Source organism: Amycolatopsis sp. NPDC051371, assembly GCF_040682155.1.
Taxonomy (GTDB): Bacteria; Actinomycetota; Actinomycetes; order Mycobacteriales; family Pseudonocardiaceae; genus Amycolatopsis.
In genome coordinates, this window is record NZ_JBFBAG010000050.1 from 46,985 (window position 1) to 60,789 (window position 13,805).

14 protein-coding genes are annotated in these 13,805 nt (G+C 71.5%); 9 read left to right on the forward strand and 5 right to left on the reverse strand.

Going from position 1 to position 13,805, the window contains the following annotated elements:
* The 6 genes from hutU (at nucleotide 1) to AB0M59_RS42770 (ending at nucleotide 6,523) form a co-directional block, all read left to right on the forward strand.
* On the forward strand, nucleotides 1-1,653 hold the full coding sequence (gene hutU, locus AB0M59_RS42745) for a urocanate hydratase (RefSeq protein WP_364627258.1): 1,653 nt from the start codon (nucleotides 1-3) through the stop codon (nucleotides 1,651-1,653).
* Entirely contained in the window at nucleotides 1,650-2,846 is a 1,197-nt protein-coding gene (locus AB0M59_RS42750; protein ID WP_364627260.1) for an allantoate amidohydrolase, read from the forward strand. Before hutU ends, AB0M59_RS42750 begins: the two co-directional genes overlap by 4 nt.
* Nucleotides 2,843-4,126, forward strand: a complete 1,284-nt coding sequence (locus AB0M59_RS42755) for a formimidoylglutamate deiminase (protein WP_364627262.1) — start codon at nucleotides 2,843-2,845, stop codon at nucleotides 4,124-4,126. Before AB0M59_RS42750 ends, AB0M59_RS42755 begins: the two co-directional genes overlap by 4 nt.
* A complete protein-coding gene (gene hutI, locus AB0M59_RS42760; protein ID WP_364627264.1) occupies nucleotides 4,114-5,259 on the forward strand; it encodes an imidazolonepropionase in 1,146 nt (381 codons plus the stop codon). Before AB0M59_RS42755 ends, hutI begins: the two co-directional genes overlap by 13 nt.
* Nucleotides 5,260-5,366: 107 nt before the next feature.
* Nucleotides 5,367-5,957, forward strand: coding sequence for an FAD-dependent monooxygenase (locus AB0M59_RS42765; RefSeq protein ID WP_364627266.1), 591 nt, complete (start codon nucleotides 5,367-5,369; stop codon nucleotides 5,955-5,957).
* Between the two features lie 362 nt (nucleotides 5,958-6,319).
* Nucleotides 6,320-6,523, forward strand: a complete 204-nt coding sequence (locus AB0M59_RS42770; protein ID WP_364627319.1) for a hypothetical protein — start codon at nucleotides 6,320-6,322, stop codon at nucleotides 6,521-6,523.
* On the opposite strand, the gene AB0M59_RS42775 is transcribed toward AB0M59_RS42770, so the two are convergent.
* From AB0M59_RS42775 to AB0M59_RS42785, 3 genes are all read right to left on the reverse strand, one after another.
* The gene (locus tag AB0M59_RS42775; RefSeq protein WP_364627268.1) at nucleotides 6,507-7,373 is read right to left on the reverse strand and encodes a lipase; all 867 of its coding nucleotides are present in this window, start codon (nucleotides 7,371-7,373) and stop codon (nucleotides 6,507-6,509) included. The two genes, AB0M59_RS42770 and AB0M59_RS42775, sit on opposite strands and share 17 nt — an antisense overlap.
* Nucleotides 7,374-7,507: 134 nt before the next feature.
* Nucleotides 7,508-9,115: a sialidase family protein gene (locus AB0M59_RS42780; protein ID WP_364627270.1), complete on the reverse strand. Its 1,608-nt coding sequence runs from the start codon at nucleotides 9,113-9,115 to the stop codon at nucleotides 7,508-7,510.
* Nucleotides 9,112-10,545 (reverse strand): acyltransferase, encoded by a 1,434-nt coding sequence (locus tag AB0M59_RS42785; protein WP_364627272.1) that lies wholly within the window; start codon nucleotides 10,543-10,545, stop codon nucleotides 9,112-9,114. Before AB0M59_RS42785 ends, AB0M59_RS42780 begins: the two co-directional genes overlap by 4 nt.
* 201 nt (nucleotides 10,546-10,746) lie before the next feature.
* Here AB0M59_RS42785 and AB0M59_RS42790 point away from each other — a divergent pair, with 201 nt between their 5' ends.
* Together AB0M59_RS42790 and AB0M59_RS42795 are read left to right on the forward strand one after the other, a co-directional pair.
* A complete protein-coding gene (locus AB0M59_RS42790) occupies nucleotides 10,747-11,871 on the forward strand; it encodes an inorganic phosphate transporter (protein ID WP_364627273.1) in 1,125 nt (374 codons plus the stop codon).
* An 8-nt stretch (nucleotides 11,872-11,879) separates the two neighbouring features.
* Nucleotides 11,880-12,101 carry a hypothetical protein gene (locus AB0M59_RS42795; protein ID WP_364627275.1) on the forward strand — a complete coding sequence of 74 codons (222 nt, stop codon included), beginning with the start codon at nucleotides 11,880-11,882 and terminating at the stop codon, nucleotides 12,099-12,101.
* Here AB0M59_RS42795 and AB0M59_RS42800 read toward each other — a convergent pair.
* Both AB0M59_RS42800 and AB0M59_RS42805 read right to left on the reverse strand, forming a co-directional pair.
* A complete protein-coding gene (locus tag AB0M59_RS42800; RefSeq protein WP_364627276.1) occupies nucleotides 12,083-12,826 on the reverse strand; it encodes a hypothetical protein in 744 nt (247 codons plus the stop codon). The genes AB0M59_RS42795 and AB0M59_RS42800 overlap by 19 nt on opposite strands.
* Nucleotides 12,823-13,032 (reverse strand): hypothetical protein, encoded by a 210-nt coding sequence (locus tag AB0M59_RS42805; protein WP_086863938.1) that lies wholly within the window; start codon nucleotides 13,030-13,032, stop codon nucleotides 12,823-12,825. Before AB0M59_RS42805 ends, AB0M59_RS42800 begins: the two co-directional genes overlap by 4 nt.
* 25 nt (nucleotides 13,033-13,057) lie before the next feature.
* Here AB0M59_RS42805 and AB0M59_RS42810 point away from each other — a divergent pair, with 25 nt between their 5' ends.
* Entirely contained in the window at nucleotides 13,058-13,765 is a 708-nt protein-coding gene (locus AB0M59_RS42810) for a dienelactone hydrolase family protein (protein WP_364627278.1), read from the forward strand.
* Nucleotides 13,766-13,805 lie beyond the last annotated feature (40 nt).

Below are 13,805 nucleotides of genomic sequence, written 5' to 3' on the forward strand. Positions count from 1 at the left end.
ATGTCCCGCGTAGTCCGTGCCGCCCGCGGCACCCAGCTCACCGCCAAGTCGTGGCAGACCGAAGCCGCGCTGCGGATGTTCCACAACAACCTCGACCCCGACGTCGCCGAGCGGCCCGAGGACCTGGTCGTCTACGGCGGCACCGGCAAGGCCGCCCGCAACTGGGCCAGCTTCGACGCGATCACCCGCGAACTGACCACTCTGGACATCGACGAGACGCTGCTCGTGCAGTCCGGCAAGCCGGTCGGCGTGTTCCGCACGCACGAGTGGGCCCCGCGCGTGCTCATCGCGAACTCGAACCTGGTCGGCGACTGGGCGACCTGGCCGGAGTTCCGCCGCCTCGAGCAGCAGGGCCTCACGATGTACGGCCAGATGACGGCCGGGTCGTGGATCTACATCGGCACCCAGGGCATCCTCCAGGGCACGTACGAGACGTTCGCCGCGGTCGCCAAAAAGAAGTTCGGCGGTTCTCTCAAAGGCACGCTCACCGTGACCGCCGGCCTCGGCGGCATGGGCGGCGCGCAGCCGCTCGCGGTGACCATGAACGACGGCGTCGCGCTGGTCATCGAGTGCGACCCGCAGCGCGCGCACCGCCGCGTCGAGACGCGCTACCTGGACGAGGTCGCCGACAACCTCGATGACGCCATCGCGCGCGTCACCAAGGCGAAGCAGGAGAAGCGGCCGCTGTCGGTCGCCGTCGTCGGCAACGCCGCCGAGGTGCTGCCGGAGCTGCTGCGCCGGGACGTCGAGGTCGACATCGTCACCGACCAGACGTCCGCGCACGACCCGCTGTCGTACCTGCCCAAGGGCGTCAGCGTCGACGACTGGCACGACTACGCGGCCAAGAAGCCCGACGAGTTCACCGATCGCTCGCGCGAGTCGATGGCCGACCACGTCGACGCCATGCTCGGCTTCCTCGACAAGGGCGCGGAGGTCTTCGACTACGGCAACTCCCTGCGTGGCGAGGCGAAGCTCGGCGGCTGCGAGCGCGCGTTCGACTTCCCCGGCTTCGTGCCCGCCTACATCCGCCCGCTGTTCTGCGAGGGCAACGGCCCGTTCCGCTGGGCCGCGCTCTCCGGCGACCCCGAAGACATCGCCGCGACCGACCGCGCGATGCTGGAACTGTTCCCGGAGAACGAATCCCTCGCCCGTTGGATCAAGCTCGCCGGCGAGCGCGTGGCCTTCCAGGGCCTGCCCGCCCGCATCTGCTGGCTCGGCTACGGCGAGCGGCACCTCGCCGGCCTGCGGTTCAACGAGATGGTCGCCAGCGGCGAGCTGAAGGCGCCGGTCGTCATCGGCCGCGACCACCTCGACTCCGGCAGCGTCGCCTCGCCGTACCGCGAGACCGAGGGCATGGCCGACGGCTCCGACGCGATCGCCGACTGGCCGCTGCTCAACGCGCTGGTCAACACCTCGTCCGGCGCGAGCTGGGTGTCGATCCACCACGGCGGCGGCGTCGGCATGGGCCGGTCGATCCACGCCGGCCAGGTGAGCGTCGCCGACGGGACACCGCTGGCCGCGCAGAAGCTGGAGCGCGTGCTCACCAACGACCCGGGCATGGGCGTCATCCGGCACGTCGACGCCGGTTACGACCGTGCGAGCGACGTCGCCGACGAGCGCGGCGTGCGGGTCCCGATGCGGAACGACGCGTGAGCGCCTCCGGGCTGCTGCAAGAGATCGACGACGTCGGGCGCGACCCGAAGCGCGGCGGCTACTCCCGTCATGCCTTCGACGCGCCCGAGCACGACCTGCGCGAGTGGTTCGTCGAGCGTGCGCTGGGGCTCGGGCTGGACGTCGAGACCGACCGCAACGGCAACATCTGGGCGTGGTGGGGGCCGCCGGGGCGCAACGCCGTCGTCACCGGCAGCCACCTCGACTCGGTGCCGGGTGGCGGCGCGTTCGACGGCCCGCTCGGGGTGGTGAGCGCGCTGGCCGCCGTGGAATCCTTGCAGAGCAAAGGCTTTCGGCCGCGCAAGCCGCTCGCCGTCGTGGTGTTCGCCGAGGAGGAGGGCGGCCGGTTCGGTGTCCCGTGCCTCGGCTCGCGGCTGCTCACCGGCACCATCGACGCCGACAAGGCACGCGGCCTGCGGGACGCCGACGGTGTGACGTTCGCCGAAGCGGCCAAAAAGGCCGGTGTCGACCCGGCGCGGATCGGCCCGGACGTCGAGCGGCTCGATCGGATCGGGCAGTTCCTCGAACTGCACGTCGAGCAGGGGCGCGGGCTGATCGACGTCGGCTCGCCGGTGGCCGTCGGCAGCACGGTGATCGCCCACGGGCGGTGGCGGTTCTCCTTCACCGGCCAGGGCAACCACGCCGGCGCGACGCTGCTCGCCGACCGCACGGACCCGATGCTGCCCGCCGCGGCGACGGTCACGGCCGTCCGGCGGCTGGCCGCGAACGTACCGGACGCGCGGGCGACCGTCGGCCGGCTCGTGCCGACCCCCGGCGGGACCAACGTCATCGCATCCACAGTGGACCTGTGGCTGGACGCGCGGGTGCCCGGCGAAGGCACGCCGGGGCTGGTCGCCCAGATCAGCCGGGCGGCCTCGGACGCGGCGAAGGAGGAGGGCTGCCGGGTCGAGATCACCCGCGAGTCGTACTCCGGCGACGTCGTGTTCGACGACGCCTTGCGTCGCGATCTGAGCGGCTGGCTCGGCGCGCCGCCGGAGCTGCCGACCGGCGCCGGCCACGACGCCGCGATCCTCGCCGGGTTCGTCCCGGCGGGGATGCTCTACGTGCGCAACCCGACCGGGATCAGCCACTCGCCGGAGGAGTTCGCCGAGGCCGGCGACGTCGAGGCGGGAGCACAGGCGCTCGCGACGGCACTGGGAGAGCTGGCGCGATGACGTATTGGTGCGAACGGGCTTGGCTGCCGGACGGGATCGCCTCCGGGGTGCGGATCGACGTCTCGGACGGGCGGATCGCGTCGGTGACGGCGGGTGCGCCACGGACCGGTACCGTCCTGAGTGGACTGACACTGCCGGGGTTCGCGAACGGGCATTCGCACGCCTTCCACCGGGCCTTGCGGGGCCGGACGCACCACGAGCGCGGCACGTTCTGGACGTGGCGCGAGCGGATGTACTCGCTGGCCGCGCGGCTAGACCCGGACACGTACTACCGGCTGGCGCGCGGCGTCTACGCCGAGATGGTCCTCGGCGGGTACACGAGCGTCGGGGAGTTCCACTACCTGCACCACGCGCCCGGCGGGAAGCCGTACGCCGACCCGAACGCGATGGGGGAGGCCCTGCGCCAGGCGGCGGCGGACGCCGGGATCCGGCTGACGCTCCTCGACACGTGTTACCTCGCGGGCGGCATCGGCGTCGAACCGGACGAGGTCCAGCGCCGGTTCTCCGACGGTTCGGCATCGGCTTGGGCCCAGCGCGTCGATGACCTGAAAGAAAGCGACCTGTTCCGGGTCGGCGCGGCGATCCACTCGGTGCGGGCGGTTCCGGCGGACCAACTGTCGCTTGTGGACAGTTCTCGCGTCGTGCACATCCACCTCTCCGAGCAGCGCGCCGAGAACGAACAGTGCCTGAGCGCGTACGGCCGCACCCCGACGGAGCTGCTGGACGACCGCGGGGTGCTCACCGACCGGCTCGTCGCCGTGCACGCCACCCACTTGACGACGTCGGACATCGACCGGCTGAGCGGAGCGCGCGCGTGCTTCTGCCCGACCACTGAACGCGACCTCGGCGACGGCATCGGCCCGGCCCGCGCGCTGCGCGACGCCGGCGTCCGGTTGAGCATCGGCAGTGACAGCAACGCCGTCATCGACGCCTTCGAAGAGACGCGCGCGCTGGAGCTGGACGACCGGCTGGCCAGTGAGGAACGCGGCCGGTTCACGGCCGAAGAACTTCTCGAAGCGGGCACCGACCACGCGGCCGTCGGCTGGCCCGAGGTCGGCCGCCTCGAGGCGGGTGCCGGCGCGGACCTCGTCACCGTCGGCCTCGACTCGGTCCGGACGGCCGGGATCGAGCCGTCCGGGGTCCTGTTCGCGGCGGGTGCGGCCGACGTCCGGCACGTCGTCGTCGCCGGACGAGAGGTCGTGCGCGAGGGTGGGCACCTCCTGATCGACCGTCCGGAAACCCTGCTGGCGAAGGAGATCGAGGCACTGTGGCAGTCCTGATCACGGGCATCGGCGAGCTGATGTCGAACGATCCCGAGCTGGGCCGGCTGACCGAAGCCGCGCTCGTCATCGACGACTCGCGGGTCGCCTGGGTGGGTTCGGCGAAAGCTGCGCCGGACGCCGACGAGCGCGTCGACGTCGGTGGCCGCGCGGTGCTGCCCGGCTGGGTCGACAGCCACACACACCTCGTCTTCGCCGGTGACCGCACCGCCGAGTTCGAGGCTCGGATGGCCGGAAAGCCCTACACGGCAGGCGGAATCGCGATCACCGTCGGCGCGACGCGAGAGGCGTCCGACGAGCAGCTGGCGGCGAACCTGCGTCGCCATGTCGACGAAGCGACCCAGCAGGGAACGACCTGTCTGGAGACCAAGACGGGCTACGGGCTCATGGTCGCGGACGAGGCTCGAAGCGCCCGGATCGCCGCGGAGGTCGCCGACGAGGTCACGTTCCTCGGCGCGCACCTCGTGCCACCCGGCGCCGACGCGGAGTCCTATGTGGACCTGGTGTGCGGCGAGATGCTCGACGCCGTCGCGGGGAGCGTGCGCTGGGCGGACGTCTTCTGCGAGACCGGCGCGTTCGACGAGGCCCAGTCGTCGCGGGTCCTGAAGGCGGCCGCCGAACGCGGGCTCGGCCTGCGCGTGCACGGCAACCAGCTCGGTGAGGGGCCGGGCGTGCGGCTGGCGGTGGAACTCGGCGCGGCGAGCGTCGACCACTGCACCTACCTGAGCGACGCCGATGTCGAAGCCCTGGCGGCCTCGGAAACCGTCGCGACTTTGCTGCCCGCGTGCGATTTGTCGACTCGCCAGCCCCTCGCCCCGGCCCGGCGGCTGCTCGACGCGGGCGCGACCGTGGCGCTGGCCAGCAACGCCAACCCGGGCAGCTCGTACACGACGTCGATGGCGTTCTGCGTGGCGACGGCGGTGCTGCAGATGCGCATGACGATCGAGGAAGCGGTCTGGGCCGCGACGGCGGGCGGGGCGAAGGCGTTGCGCCGCGAGGACGTGGGCTACCTGCGGCCCGGTGCGCGGGCGGACGTCCACGTGCTCGACGCGCCGTCGGTGACGCACCTGGCGTACCGGCCGGGAGTGCCGCTGACGAAAATGGTGTGGCGCGCCGGAGACCGCGTGCGCTAACGTCGGAAACGAGGACGCGCGAAGACACAGTCCGGTATGGGTTAGTCCGGGCGGCAGTGGCAGGCTTACCTGTGCGTCCCTTCCTCGGAAGCGACGAAGGGACAGCTGTGTCTGTGATCATCATCGGTGCCGGTCTGGGTGGCCTGACTCTCGCGCAGGGTCTGGGCCGAGCCGGAATCCCTTGCCAGGTCTACGAACGCGATCCGTCGCCGGAGTTCCGCAAGCAGGGCTACCGGCTGCACATCGGCGGCGCCGGCGACACAGCGCTGCGCGAGGTGCTGCGTCCCGAGCTGCACGAGCTCTTCCGCGCCACCGCGGGCCGGGCGCTGCCGCACACCAACGTCTACGACGAGCGGCTGCGGCTGCTCACGCGCCTGGAAGACGAGGGCACCCACCTCAACATCAACCGCTTCACCCTGCGGCAGATCCTGCTGCACGGCCAGGAAGTCTCCTACGGCAAGCGATTCACGCACCACGCGATCGACGAAGACGGCGTGACAGCGCATTTCGCCGACGGACTTCCGCACGCGGCAGCCTGCTGGTGGGAGCCGACGGCCTCAACTCCCCGGTGCGGCGGCAGCACCTGCCGCACGCCGAGGTCGTCGACGCCGGGCTCGTGCACCTCTACGGCCGGATCCCGCTCGCCCCGGACACCCGGGCGCTGTTCGAGCCGGAGATGTTCGCGGTGTTCTCGATGATGATCGGCCCGGACCGGACGATGACCGGGTTCGCGCCGGTCGACTACCCCGAACCGGTCGCCGACGCGTGCGCCCGGCTCGCGCCGGACCTGCGGCTGCGCGACGGCGAGCCGTACATGACCTGCTCGGTCGGGGCGCGCTGGGAGGTCGTCGGCCACGCCGAGGCGGAACTCGCCGCCATGACCCCCGGTGACCTGCAGAAGGTGGCCCTCGGGCTGGTCGACGGCTGGCACCCCTTGGCCAGGGCGATGGTCGAGCACTGGGACGTCCCGGCGACGTTCCCGCAGCCGATCCGCACGAGCGTGCCGATCGGGCCGTGGGAACCGTCGCGGGTGACGCTCGTCGGCGACGCGATCCACGCGATGAGCCCGGCCGGGGGCGCCGGCGCCAACACCGCGTTGCGCGACGGTGCGGCGCTGGCGTCCGCGCTGGCCGGGGCTCCGCTGCTCGAGGCCGTGGCGGCCTACGAGTCCGCGATGGTGGACTACGGGTTCGCCGCCGTACGGGAGTCCGCCGAGAACGGACGCCGGTACCTCGGGCAGAACCCGCTCACAACGGGAGCGTGAACGGCGTGCACTTCGGCGTGTAGGACGAATCGAGCGCGTGCAGGATCAGGCCGGTGACGTTCGGGTCGATCGCCTGGCTCAGGTGGCCCGACGCGTCGGAGGAGCAGAAGTCCTGCAGCGCGATGTCCGTCGCGCCCGGCTCGTTGAGGATTCCGCTGGTGTACGGCGTGACGACTTCGTCGTACTTGCTCACGATGCTCGTGTAGCTCGGCCCGGCGACGTGCACGCCGCCGCGGGCGAGGTCGTCCAGGAAGGCCGACGGCGCCAGGTACTCCTGGCACGCGCCGCAGGCGGTCTTCAGGACCAGGCCGAGCCCGGGCACGGTGGTGAGCAACGCGTTCGCCAGCTTGTCGAGGCCGCCGAGCGTGGTGCCGCGGTAGTTCGCGCCGAAGCCGACGAAGTGCGCGACCTTCGCCGCGCCGCCGCCGAACTTCAGGTAGTACGCGGGCATCGTGCTGCCCTCGGAGTGGCCGACGATGTCGACCTTCGCCGCGCCGGTCGTGGACCGCACCCGGTCGACGAACCGGCCGAGCTGCGCGGCGCTGTCGCGCATCGACGCGAGCCCGCCGACGCCCGGGCCGAGGATCCCGGTGCCGTACGTCAGCGAGAAGACGCAGTAGCCCTGGGCGGCGATCTCCGGCGCGTGGAAGAACCAATTGACGGTGTCGTTCGCGCCGAGGCCGTGCACCAGCACGACGGGCTCGGGGTGCGCGGCCGACGGACGGCAGCCCCAGTCGTTCCAGCCGCTGCCCGGTGCCGCCTCGGCGACCGCCGGCGCGACCGCGCCGAAGGTGAGCGCCGCGGCGAGCACGGTCAGGATTCGCTTGACACCGCCGTTGGTGACCCGCATTCCTTGCCTCCAGTTACCCGTCAGTAGGTGATGCAGATCATGGTCTGTCACATACCGCTGGAGACGACCTGGGAAAACGCTCAGAGATGGTCGTCGGTGATTGTGACCAGTCACAATCACCGACGAACAGGACCTCAGCTGGTGACCACCACCCGGCGGCACTGGTTCGTGCCACCCGCCTGCTCGTTGACCTTCACGCCGGCAGCAGTTCCGCTGAGCGCCGAGTTGTCACCGGCGGACAGGTCGAAGTGGATCAGCGTTTCGCCGTTGACCGCGGCGGTCACCGTGCCGGATCGGACGGCCGCGGCGAGCGTGTGGAACCCGCCGGCGTTGACCGGCTTGCCGGTCACGATCGCCAGCTGCGTCAGCGTGCCGCCGATGGCCTTGTACACCCGGAGGTTCGCCCCGCCGGTCTCGGCCGTGAACAGCAGGTAGTTCCCCGAATCGGTGTAGCGCAGGAAAAGGCCGAACCCGGCCTGGCCGGTCCACGCGAAGTCGGCCTCGACGCGGTGGTCCGCGCCGCCGGTCTCGAGGACCGCGTGGTCGGCGACGTTGTCCGCGCTGGCCGAGCGGAGCACGCCGTCGGTCACGGTCACCGCACCGTTGCCGGTCCACCACGGGATCGGGAGGCCGCCGTTCGGCTGCTGGAAAGTGGTGCCCAGGACGAGCTGGTCGTAGCCCGACCGGGCGGCGTCCTGCTCGCCGGGGATGAACCCGAGCGGCGTCTCCTGCGCCCCGCTGCCGATGTAGGTGAAGGCCAGTCGCGAGTCCGTGCTCGTCGAGTCCTCGGCGGCCAGCACCGTGAAGACCTGCCCCGGCGTGGTCTCCAGCATCGACGCGTACGTCGACATCCCGCCCTTCGGCGGTGACTGGACGACGACCGGCGGCAGCCAGGTCGCGCCGCGGTCGCGCGTGGCCCGCACCGAGAACCGGCGCGCCGCGTCCCGCAGGTACACGACGATCGTGTCGTCGGCCAGCCACACCGAGGACGGCCGTCCGCTGCCGGCGAACGCGGCGGCCGGGGTGGACCAGGTGGCGCCGTTGTCGGTCGACAGGGCCGCGCCGATCGAGGCGTTGGTGCCCCAGCGGAACGTCAGGAACAGCGCGTTGTCCCGCAGCACCAGGTAGGGCTCCTGGTAGTCGCGGCCGGCGGCCTGGCCGTTGACGAGCTTGGCCGACGTCCACGTGCCGCCGTTGTCGGTCGAGCGGGCCAGCCAGACCGAGTCGAAGGTGTCGCCGGAGCTCTTCGAGTAGTGCCCCGCCAGGAGGGTCCCGTCGGCGAGCTGGACGACGGGCGCGGTGATCGCCGACGACGGCAGGCTCGCGTCGATCCGCGTCTCGGCGCTCCACGTCGCGCCGTTGTCGGCCGAGGAGCGGAAGAACGAGCCCGCGGCGCCGACCGCGGTGGTGCCCTTGAAGTAGGTCAGGTAGAGCGTGGTGCCGGTGCGGCTGAGCGACACCGACGGGTCGCGGTAGTCGGTGCCCGCGGACGCGGCGACGACGGTGGCCGGCGCCGTCCACGTCCGGCCGTCGTCGTGGCTCGCCGTGGCGCGCAGGAAGCCGTCGCGGTTGACGTAGTGGTTGCTGCCCTGGCGGAAGACGACGTACAGCGTGCCGTCCGGCAGCCGGGTCACGTCGGGGAACGCAGAGTGCTGGGTGTCCTGTCCGTATGCGACGGTCGGTTTGGCCGGCCGGATGGTCCGGGTGACGCCGCTGGGACTGTCGGGTTGCCGCAAGGTCATGGACCGACCGTAGCGGCGGGTCCCGCCGGGGTGGCCGCCTTTCCCGCGGTTCGCCCGAACAGCGTCACGACTACTCCGATCGAGGCGACCACGCCGCACAGCCACGCGAACCAGTCGCCGAAGCGGGCGTAGAGGGTCTTGCCCGGTCCGATCGGGACGTCGGCGACGACCACCGTGAACGGACCGCCGCCGGTGTGGGCGTCGGCCAGCACGTGGCCACCGGCGTCCGCGAGCATCGGCGTGCCGTGGGCGGCGCTCCACGCCACCGAGAAGCCGTTTTCGACGCCGCGGATCAGCGCTGTGCGGCTGTGCTCCCAGCCGTCGACGTTCTCGTCGGAGGCCGGGATGAGCACCAGGCCCGTGCCGGCTTCGCCGTATTCGCCGCTGGGGTCGGCGAAGTTGACGTCCATGCACACCATGAGCCCGATCCCGGCGAGGTGCGCGAGCTCGGTGCCGGACGCGATGTTCTTCGAATCCCCGTTGTGCCACTTGCGGTATTCGGCCGGAGCGCCGGACGGCGGAACGGCGAGAGCGGCGTTGAACCGGCCTTCCGGAGTGGTGTCGAGGACGCCGGCGACGACGTCGAGGTTGTGGACGCGAGCCACCTCGGTGAAGGCCTCGACGAGCCGCGGACGGCTGGCCTGGTCCACGGCGAAGGCGGCTTCCGGGAGCACGACGGCCTGGACGCCGTCCGGCAGCCGGCCGATCTGGTCCACATAGGACCGGACGAGCGCCTGGCCGTCCGGGGTGGCGACGTCGACCGCCCAGCGGCTCTGCCCCGGCGCGACCAGCGCGATCCGCGTCGACGGCCCGGTGGGCGCCGGAACGCTCCAGAAGACGAGCCCGCCCAGCACGGCGGCGACGGCGACCAGCCCGGTCAGCCGGGCGGCGCCGCGGACGCCGGGGGCGAGCGCGGCGGCGACGGCGGCCGGGACGAACAGCACCAGGAACTCCACGCCCCAGCCGCCGGTGACCGCGGCGATTCGCAGCACGGACGGCCGGTCGGCCTGGGTCGTCATGAGGGTGCCCATCAGCCCGGTCGGATTGAGCAGGGAAACGCCGTAGAGCACGACGGTCCACAACGCGGGTGCCGCGAGCGCGGCCAGGAAACCGTGGCCGCGCCGGACCAGCGATCGGAAGAGTCCGACGGACAGAGCGAACAGCAGCGCGCTGCCGCCGAGGATCGCGATCGCCGCGGGACGCGGGACCGCCAGCGAGTGCCAGAAGTAGCTCCAGGTGCCGGCGCTGCCCGCGAGGTAGGCGGTGAACGCGCAGCCGAGCGCGGCCGCGCCGGGGACGCGGGTGGCGAGCAGGAGGATCGGCAGTGGTGCGAGCCAAGCGAGTTCGGGCACCGGATCCAGGCCCGTGCCGAAGAAGAACAACACCGCCGACGCCGCCGTCGCGACGACCGCCCACCCGAGCTTGTTCATCGCTGCCCCTTTCGTCCGGCATCGACGGTCTCAGGCGGATCGGCCGGGAGCACTGGGCCGGACCACCGGTTTTGTGGTGGGGCTGTCCCCACCTTGGTTCATCGGAAGTTCAGGGAGCCGTCACACGACAGGGATCGGAGCCCGTCCTGTTGATCAGTAGCGTTGCCAACGAACCGCCTCCGGCATCGGAAGAGGGCCGCCATGGACTTCTCACTGATCGTGCTGGTGGTGATCGTCGCGGCACTCGCCTTCGACTTCACCAACGGCTTCCACGACACGGCCAACGCGATGGCCACTTCGATCGCCACCGGCGCCCTGAAACCGCGCGTCGCGGTCGGCGTTTCCGCCGTGCTGAACCTCGTCGGCGCGTTCCTCTCGGTGGAGGTCGCGAAGACGATCTCCGGCGGCATCGTCGACGACACGAAAGTGACGCCGGTGATCATCTTCGCCGGCCTGGTCGGCGCGATCGTGTGGAACCTGGTGACCTGGTTGATCGGGCTGCCGTCGAGTTCGTCGCACGCTCTCTTCGGCGGGCTGATCGGCGCCACCTGGATCGCCTCGGGCTCCGACGCCGTCCACTTCGGGAAGGTCGTCGAGAAGGTTTTGATCCCCGCGCTCGCCTCGCCGATCGTCGCCGGGATCGTCGCGACGCTGGGCACCTTCCTCGTCTACCGGATCACCGCCCGGGCGAAGGAAGGGACCGTGGGCCGGACCTTCAAGGCCGGCCAGATCGCGTCGGCTTCGCTGGTCTCGCTCGCGCACGGCACGAACGACGCGCAGAAGACCATGGGTGTCATCACGCTGACGCTGATCGCGTCGGGCTCGCTCGCGCCGGGCTCCAGCCCGCCGATCTGGGTCATCCTCACCGCGGGCGCCGCGATCGCGCTCGGCACCTACCTCGGCGGCTGGCGGATCATCCAGACGATGGGCAAGAAGCTCACGGAAATCCAGACGCCGCAGGGCTTCGCGGCCGAAACCAGCGCCGCGGCGGTCATCCTCACTTCGGCGCACCTCGGCTTCGCGCTCTCGACCACGCACGTCTGCTCGGGCGGCATCATCGGCTCGGGCCTGGGCCGCCGGCTCGCCGAAGTCCGCTGGGGCGTCGCCGGGAAGATGGTCGTGGCCTGGGCGCTGACGCTGCCCGCCGCTGCGATCGTCGGGGCGGTCGCCGCCGAGGTCTCGACGCTCGGCACCTGGGGCACCGTCCTGATCGGCCTCGCCGGGGTCGTCGTCGCGGTCGGCATCTACCTCGCGTCGAAGCGGAACCCGGTCAACGCCGACTCCGTCACCGAGTCCGAGCCGGCCGTGCAGCCGGCCAACGCCTGAGGAGCGCCGTGAACATCGATTGGGGTTCCCTCGGTCTCGTCTTCGCCGTCGCGCTCGCTTCGGTGGTCGTGCTGACGAGCCTGTTCTCGTTCGGGGTGGTCGGGCTCTCGCAGCGCGACTCGGCCCGCGAAGCGGGTGGCTCGGGCACCGGTCCGCTGGCCGGGGCGGTGATCTGCTTCGCCCTGTGCGCGGCGATCGTCGGCTACGGGATCTACTTGATCGTCGCCTGAGCGCGTTCGCGGAGTCCGTCCGGGAGACTGCCGAGCATCGGGGCCAGCGTGCTCCGGCGCTCGGCGTTCAGGTGGTTCAGCAGGTCGAGCGCCGGGGTCCAGAGGTCTTTGTCGTCCCCCGCGGCGGTGATCAGCCGGCCGAGCCGGTGCGCCGGGAGCAGGCCGACGACGTGGTCGATGCGGTTCTTGTCGTCGAGCACGAACGCGATCCGCAGCAGGCCGGGGTCGTCGATCTCCTCCAGGGCCCGCCGCACGGTCGGGTCGGGCAGGTGCCCGACGAACCGGCCGAGGGTGATCCAGTCCTGTTTGCGCGCCAGCTCGTTCGCCACCGCGAGGACGGTTTCGAGGGGGATGCGGGAGATGATCGCGCTCGCGCGCCGCGGGTCGAGCTCGGCCGCGACCTCGGCGAGGAACCGCGGGTGCAGCCGCTTGGCGACGTCGACGCCGCGCGCGACGTCGACCACCCCGGCGATCCGGGCGCACAGCAGCGGGCCGAACACCTTCTCGGCGATCTTGGCGAGCACCCCGCCGGGCAGCAGCCGCGCGGCCAGGGCCATCCGTTGCAGGACGGCGATGTTCGCGTCGAACAGCGTGTCGGTGACCTGCTCGCGGAACGCCTGCAGGTCGTCGGCGTCGACGCGGGCGAGGTATGCGAGCCGCGCCGGTTCGACGTCGAGGACGCGGGCGAGCTTCAGGATCTCGGCTTCGGCCGCGTAGTTCGTCATAGCCCGACCGCTTTCCGCACCGCTCCGCGCAGCAACGCGGGGACGTACCGAAGGCCTTCTTCGCCCGCTTCGGCGAGCGCTTTCGCCTGCCGTCTGCGCGCGTCGCGCAGGGCGTCGGCGAGGTCCTGCCGTTCGTGCTCTTCGAGGGCCTCGATGCCTTCGGGGAGGTAGCCGCCCAACTGTTCGGCGAGTGTGCGCTCGGCCATGGTGGAGATCATGCATCATGCGGACATGAGCATCGAGACGTCCACCGTCCGTGTCGGCGACCTCTCCGCGTACCTGGCCCGCCCGGCCGGCGGCTCGGAATCCGGGATGCTGCTCCTCCCGATGATCACCGGTATCGGCGAGCAGGTCCGGGCGTGGGCCGACGAGCTGGCCGGCCGGGGCATCACGGCGTTGACCTGGGACGTCTTCCACGGCGCGAGCACCGACAACACCTCTCGCGAGGACCTCGGCGCGAAGCTGGGCGAGCTGCGGGACGAGACCGCTTTGGCGGAGCAGACGGTGTTGCTCGACCACCTGCTCGGCGACCTCGGCTGCACGTCGGCCGGGGTCATGGGCTGGTGCCTCGGCGGCCGCTTCGCGCTCCTGCTCGCGGCTCGTGACCAGCGGCTTTCCGGCGTCGTCGCCTACCACCCGACGGTCCGCGAGCCGGCGCCGCCGAACCACGACCTCGACACGGTCGCTTTGTCGACCGGGATCACCGCGCCGGTGCTCGTCGCCTACCCGGAGGCCGACACCGTCGTCTCGCACGAGACGTTCGCCCGCCTGCAGACGGCGTTGCAGTCCCGGCCGCGCGGCGCGACGTTCACCCAGCACTTCCCGGGCGCCGAACACGGCTTCAGCGACTCTTCGCGGCACGGCACCGCCGTCAACGCCGACGCGTACTCGTTGTCCTGGCCGCAGACGCTGGCTTTCCTGGACACCCTGAAGGGTTGACTTTCGGCAGTGGTCGCCGGTCGTCACGCCTTGTAGCTTC

Coding starts and splice junctions, on each gene's coding strand:
- hutU (WP_364627258.1), top strand. CDS start 1: ATGTCCCGCGTAGTCCGTGCCGCCCGCGGCACCCAGCTCACCGCCAAG.
- AB0M59_RS42755 (WP_364627262.1), top strand. CDS start 2,843: ATGACGTATTGGTGCGAACGGGCTTGGCTGCCGGACGGGATCGCCTCC.
- AB0M59_RS42770 (WP_364627319.1), top strand. CDS start 6,320: ATGAGCCCGGCCGGGGGCGCCGGCGCCAACACCGCGTTGCGCGACGGT.
- AB0M59_RS42775 (WP_364627268.1), bottom strand. CDS start 7,373: ATGCGGGTCACCAACGGCGGTGTCAAGCGAATCCTGACCGTGCTCGCC.
- AB0M59_RS42780 (WP_364627270.1), bottom strand. CDS start 9,115: ATGACCTTGCGGCAACCCGACAGTCCCAGCGGCGTCACCCGGACCATC.
- AB0M59_RS42785 (WP_364627272.1), bottom strand. CDS start 10,545: ATGAACAAGCTCGGGTGGGCGGTCGTCGCGACGGCGGCGTCGGCGGTG.
- AB0M59_RS42790 (WP_364627273.1), top strand. CDS start 10,747: ATGGACTTCTCACTGATCGTGCTGGTGGTGATCGTCGCGGCACTCGCC.
- AB0M59_RS42800 (WP_364627276.1), bottom strand. CDS start 12,826: ATGACGAACTACGCGGCCGAAGCCGAGATCCTGAAGCTCGCCCGCGTC.
- AB0M59_RS42805 (WP_086863938.1), bottom strand. CDS start 13,032: ATGGCCGAGCGCACACTCGCCGAACAGTTGGGCGGCTACCTCCCCGAA.
- AB0M59_RS42810 (WP_364627278.1), top strand. CDS start 13,058: ATGAGCATCGAGACGTCCACCGTCCGTGTCGGCGACCTCTCCGCGTAC.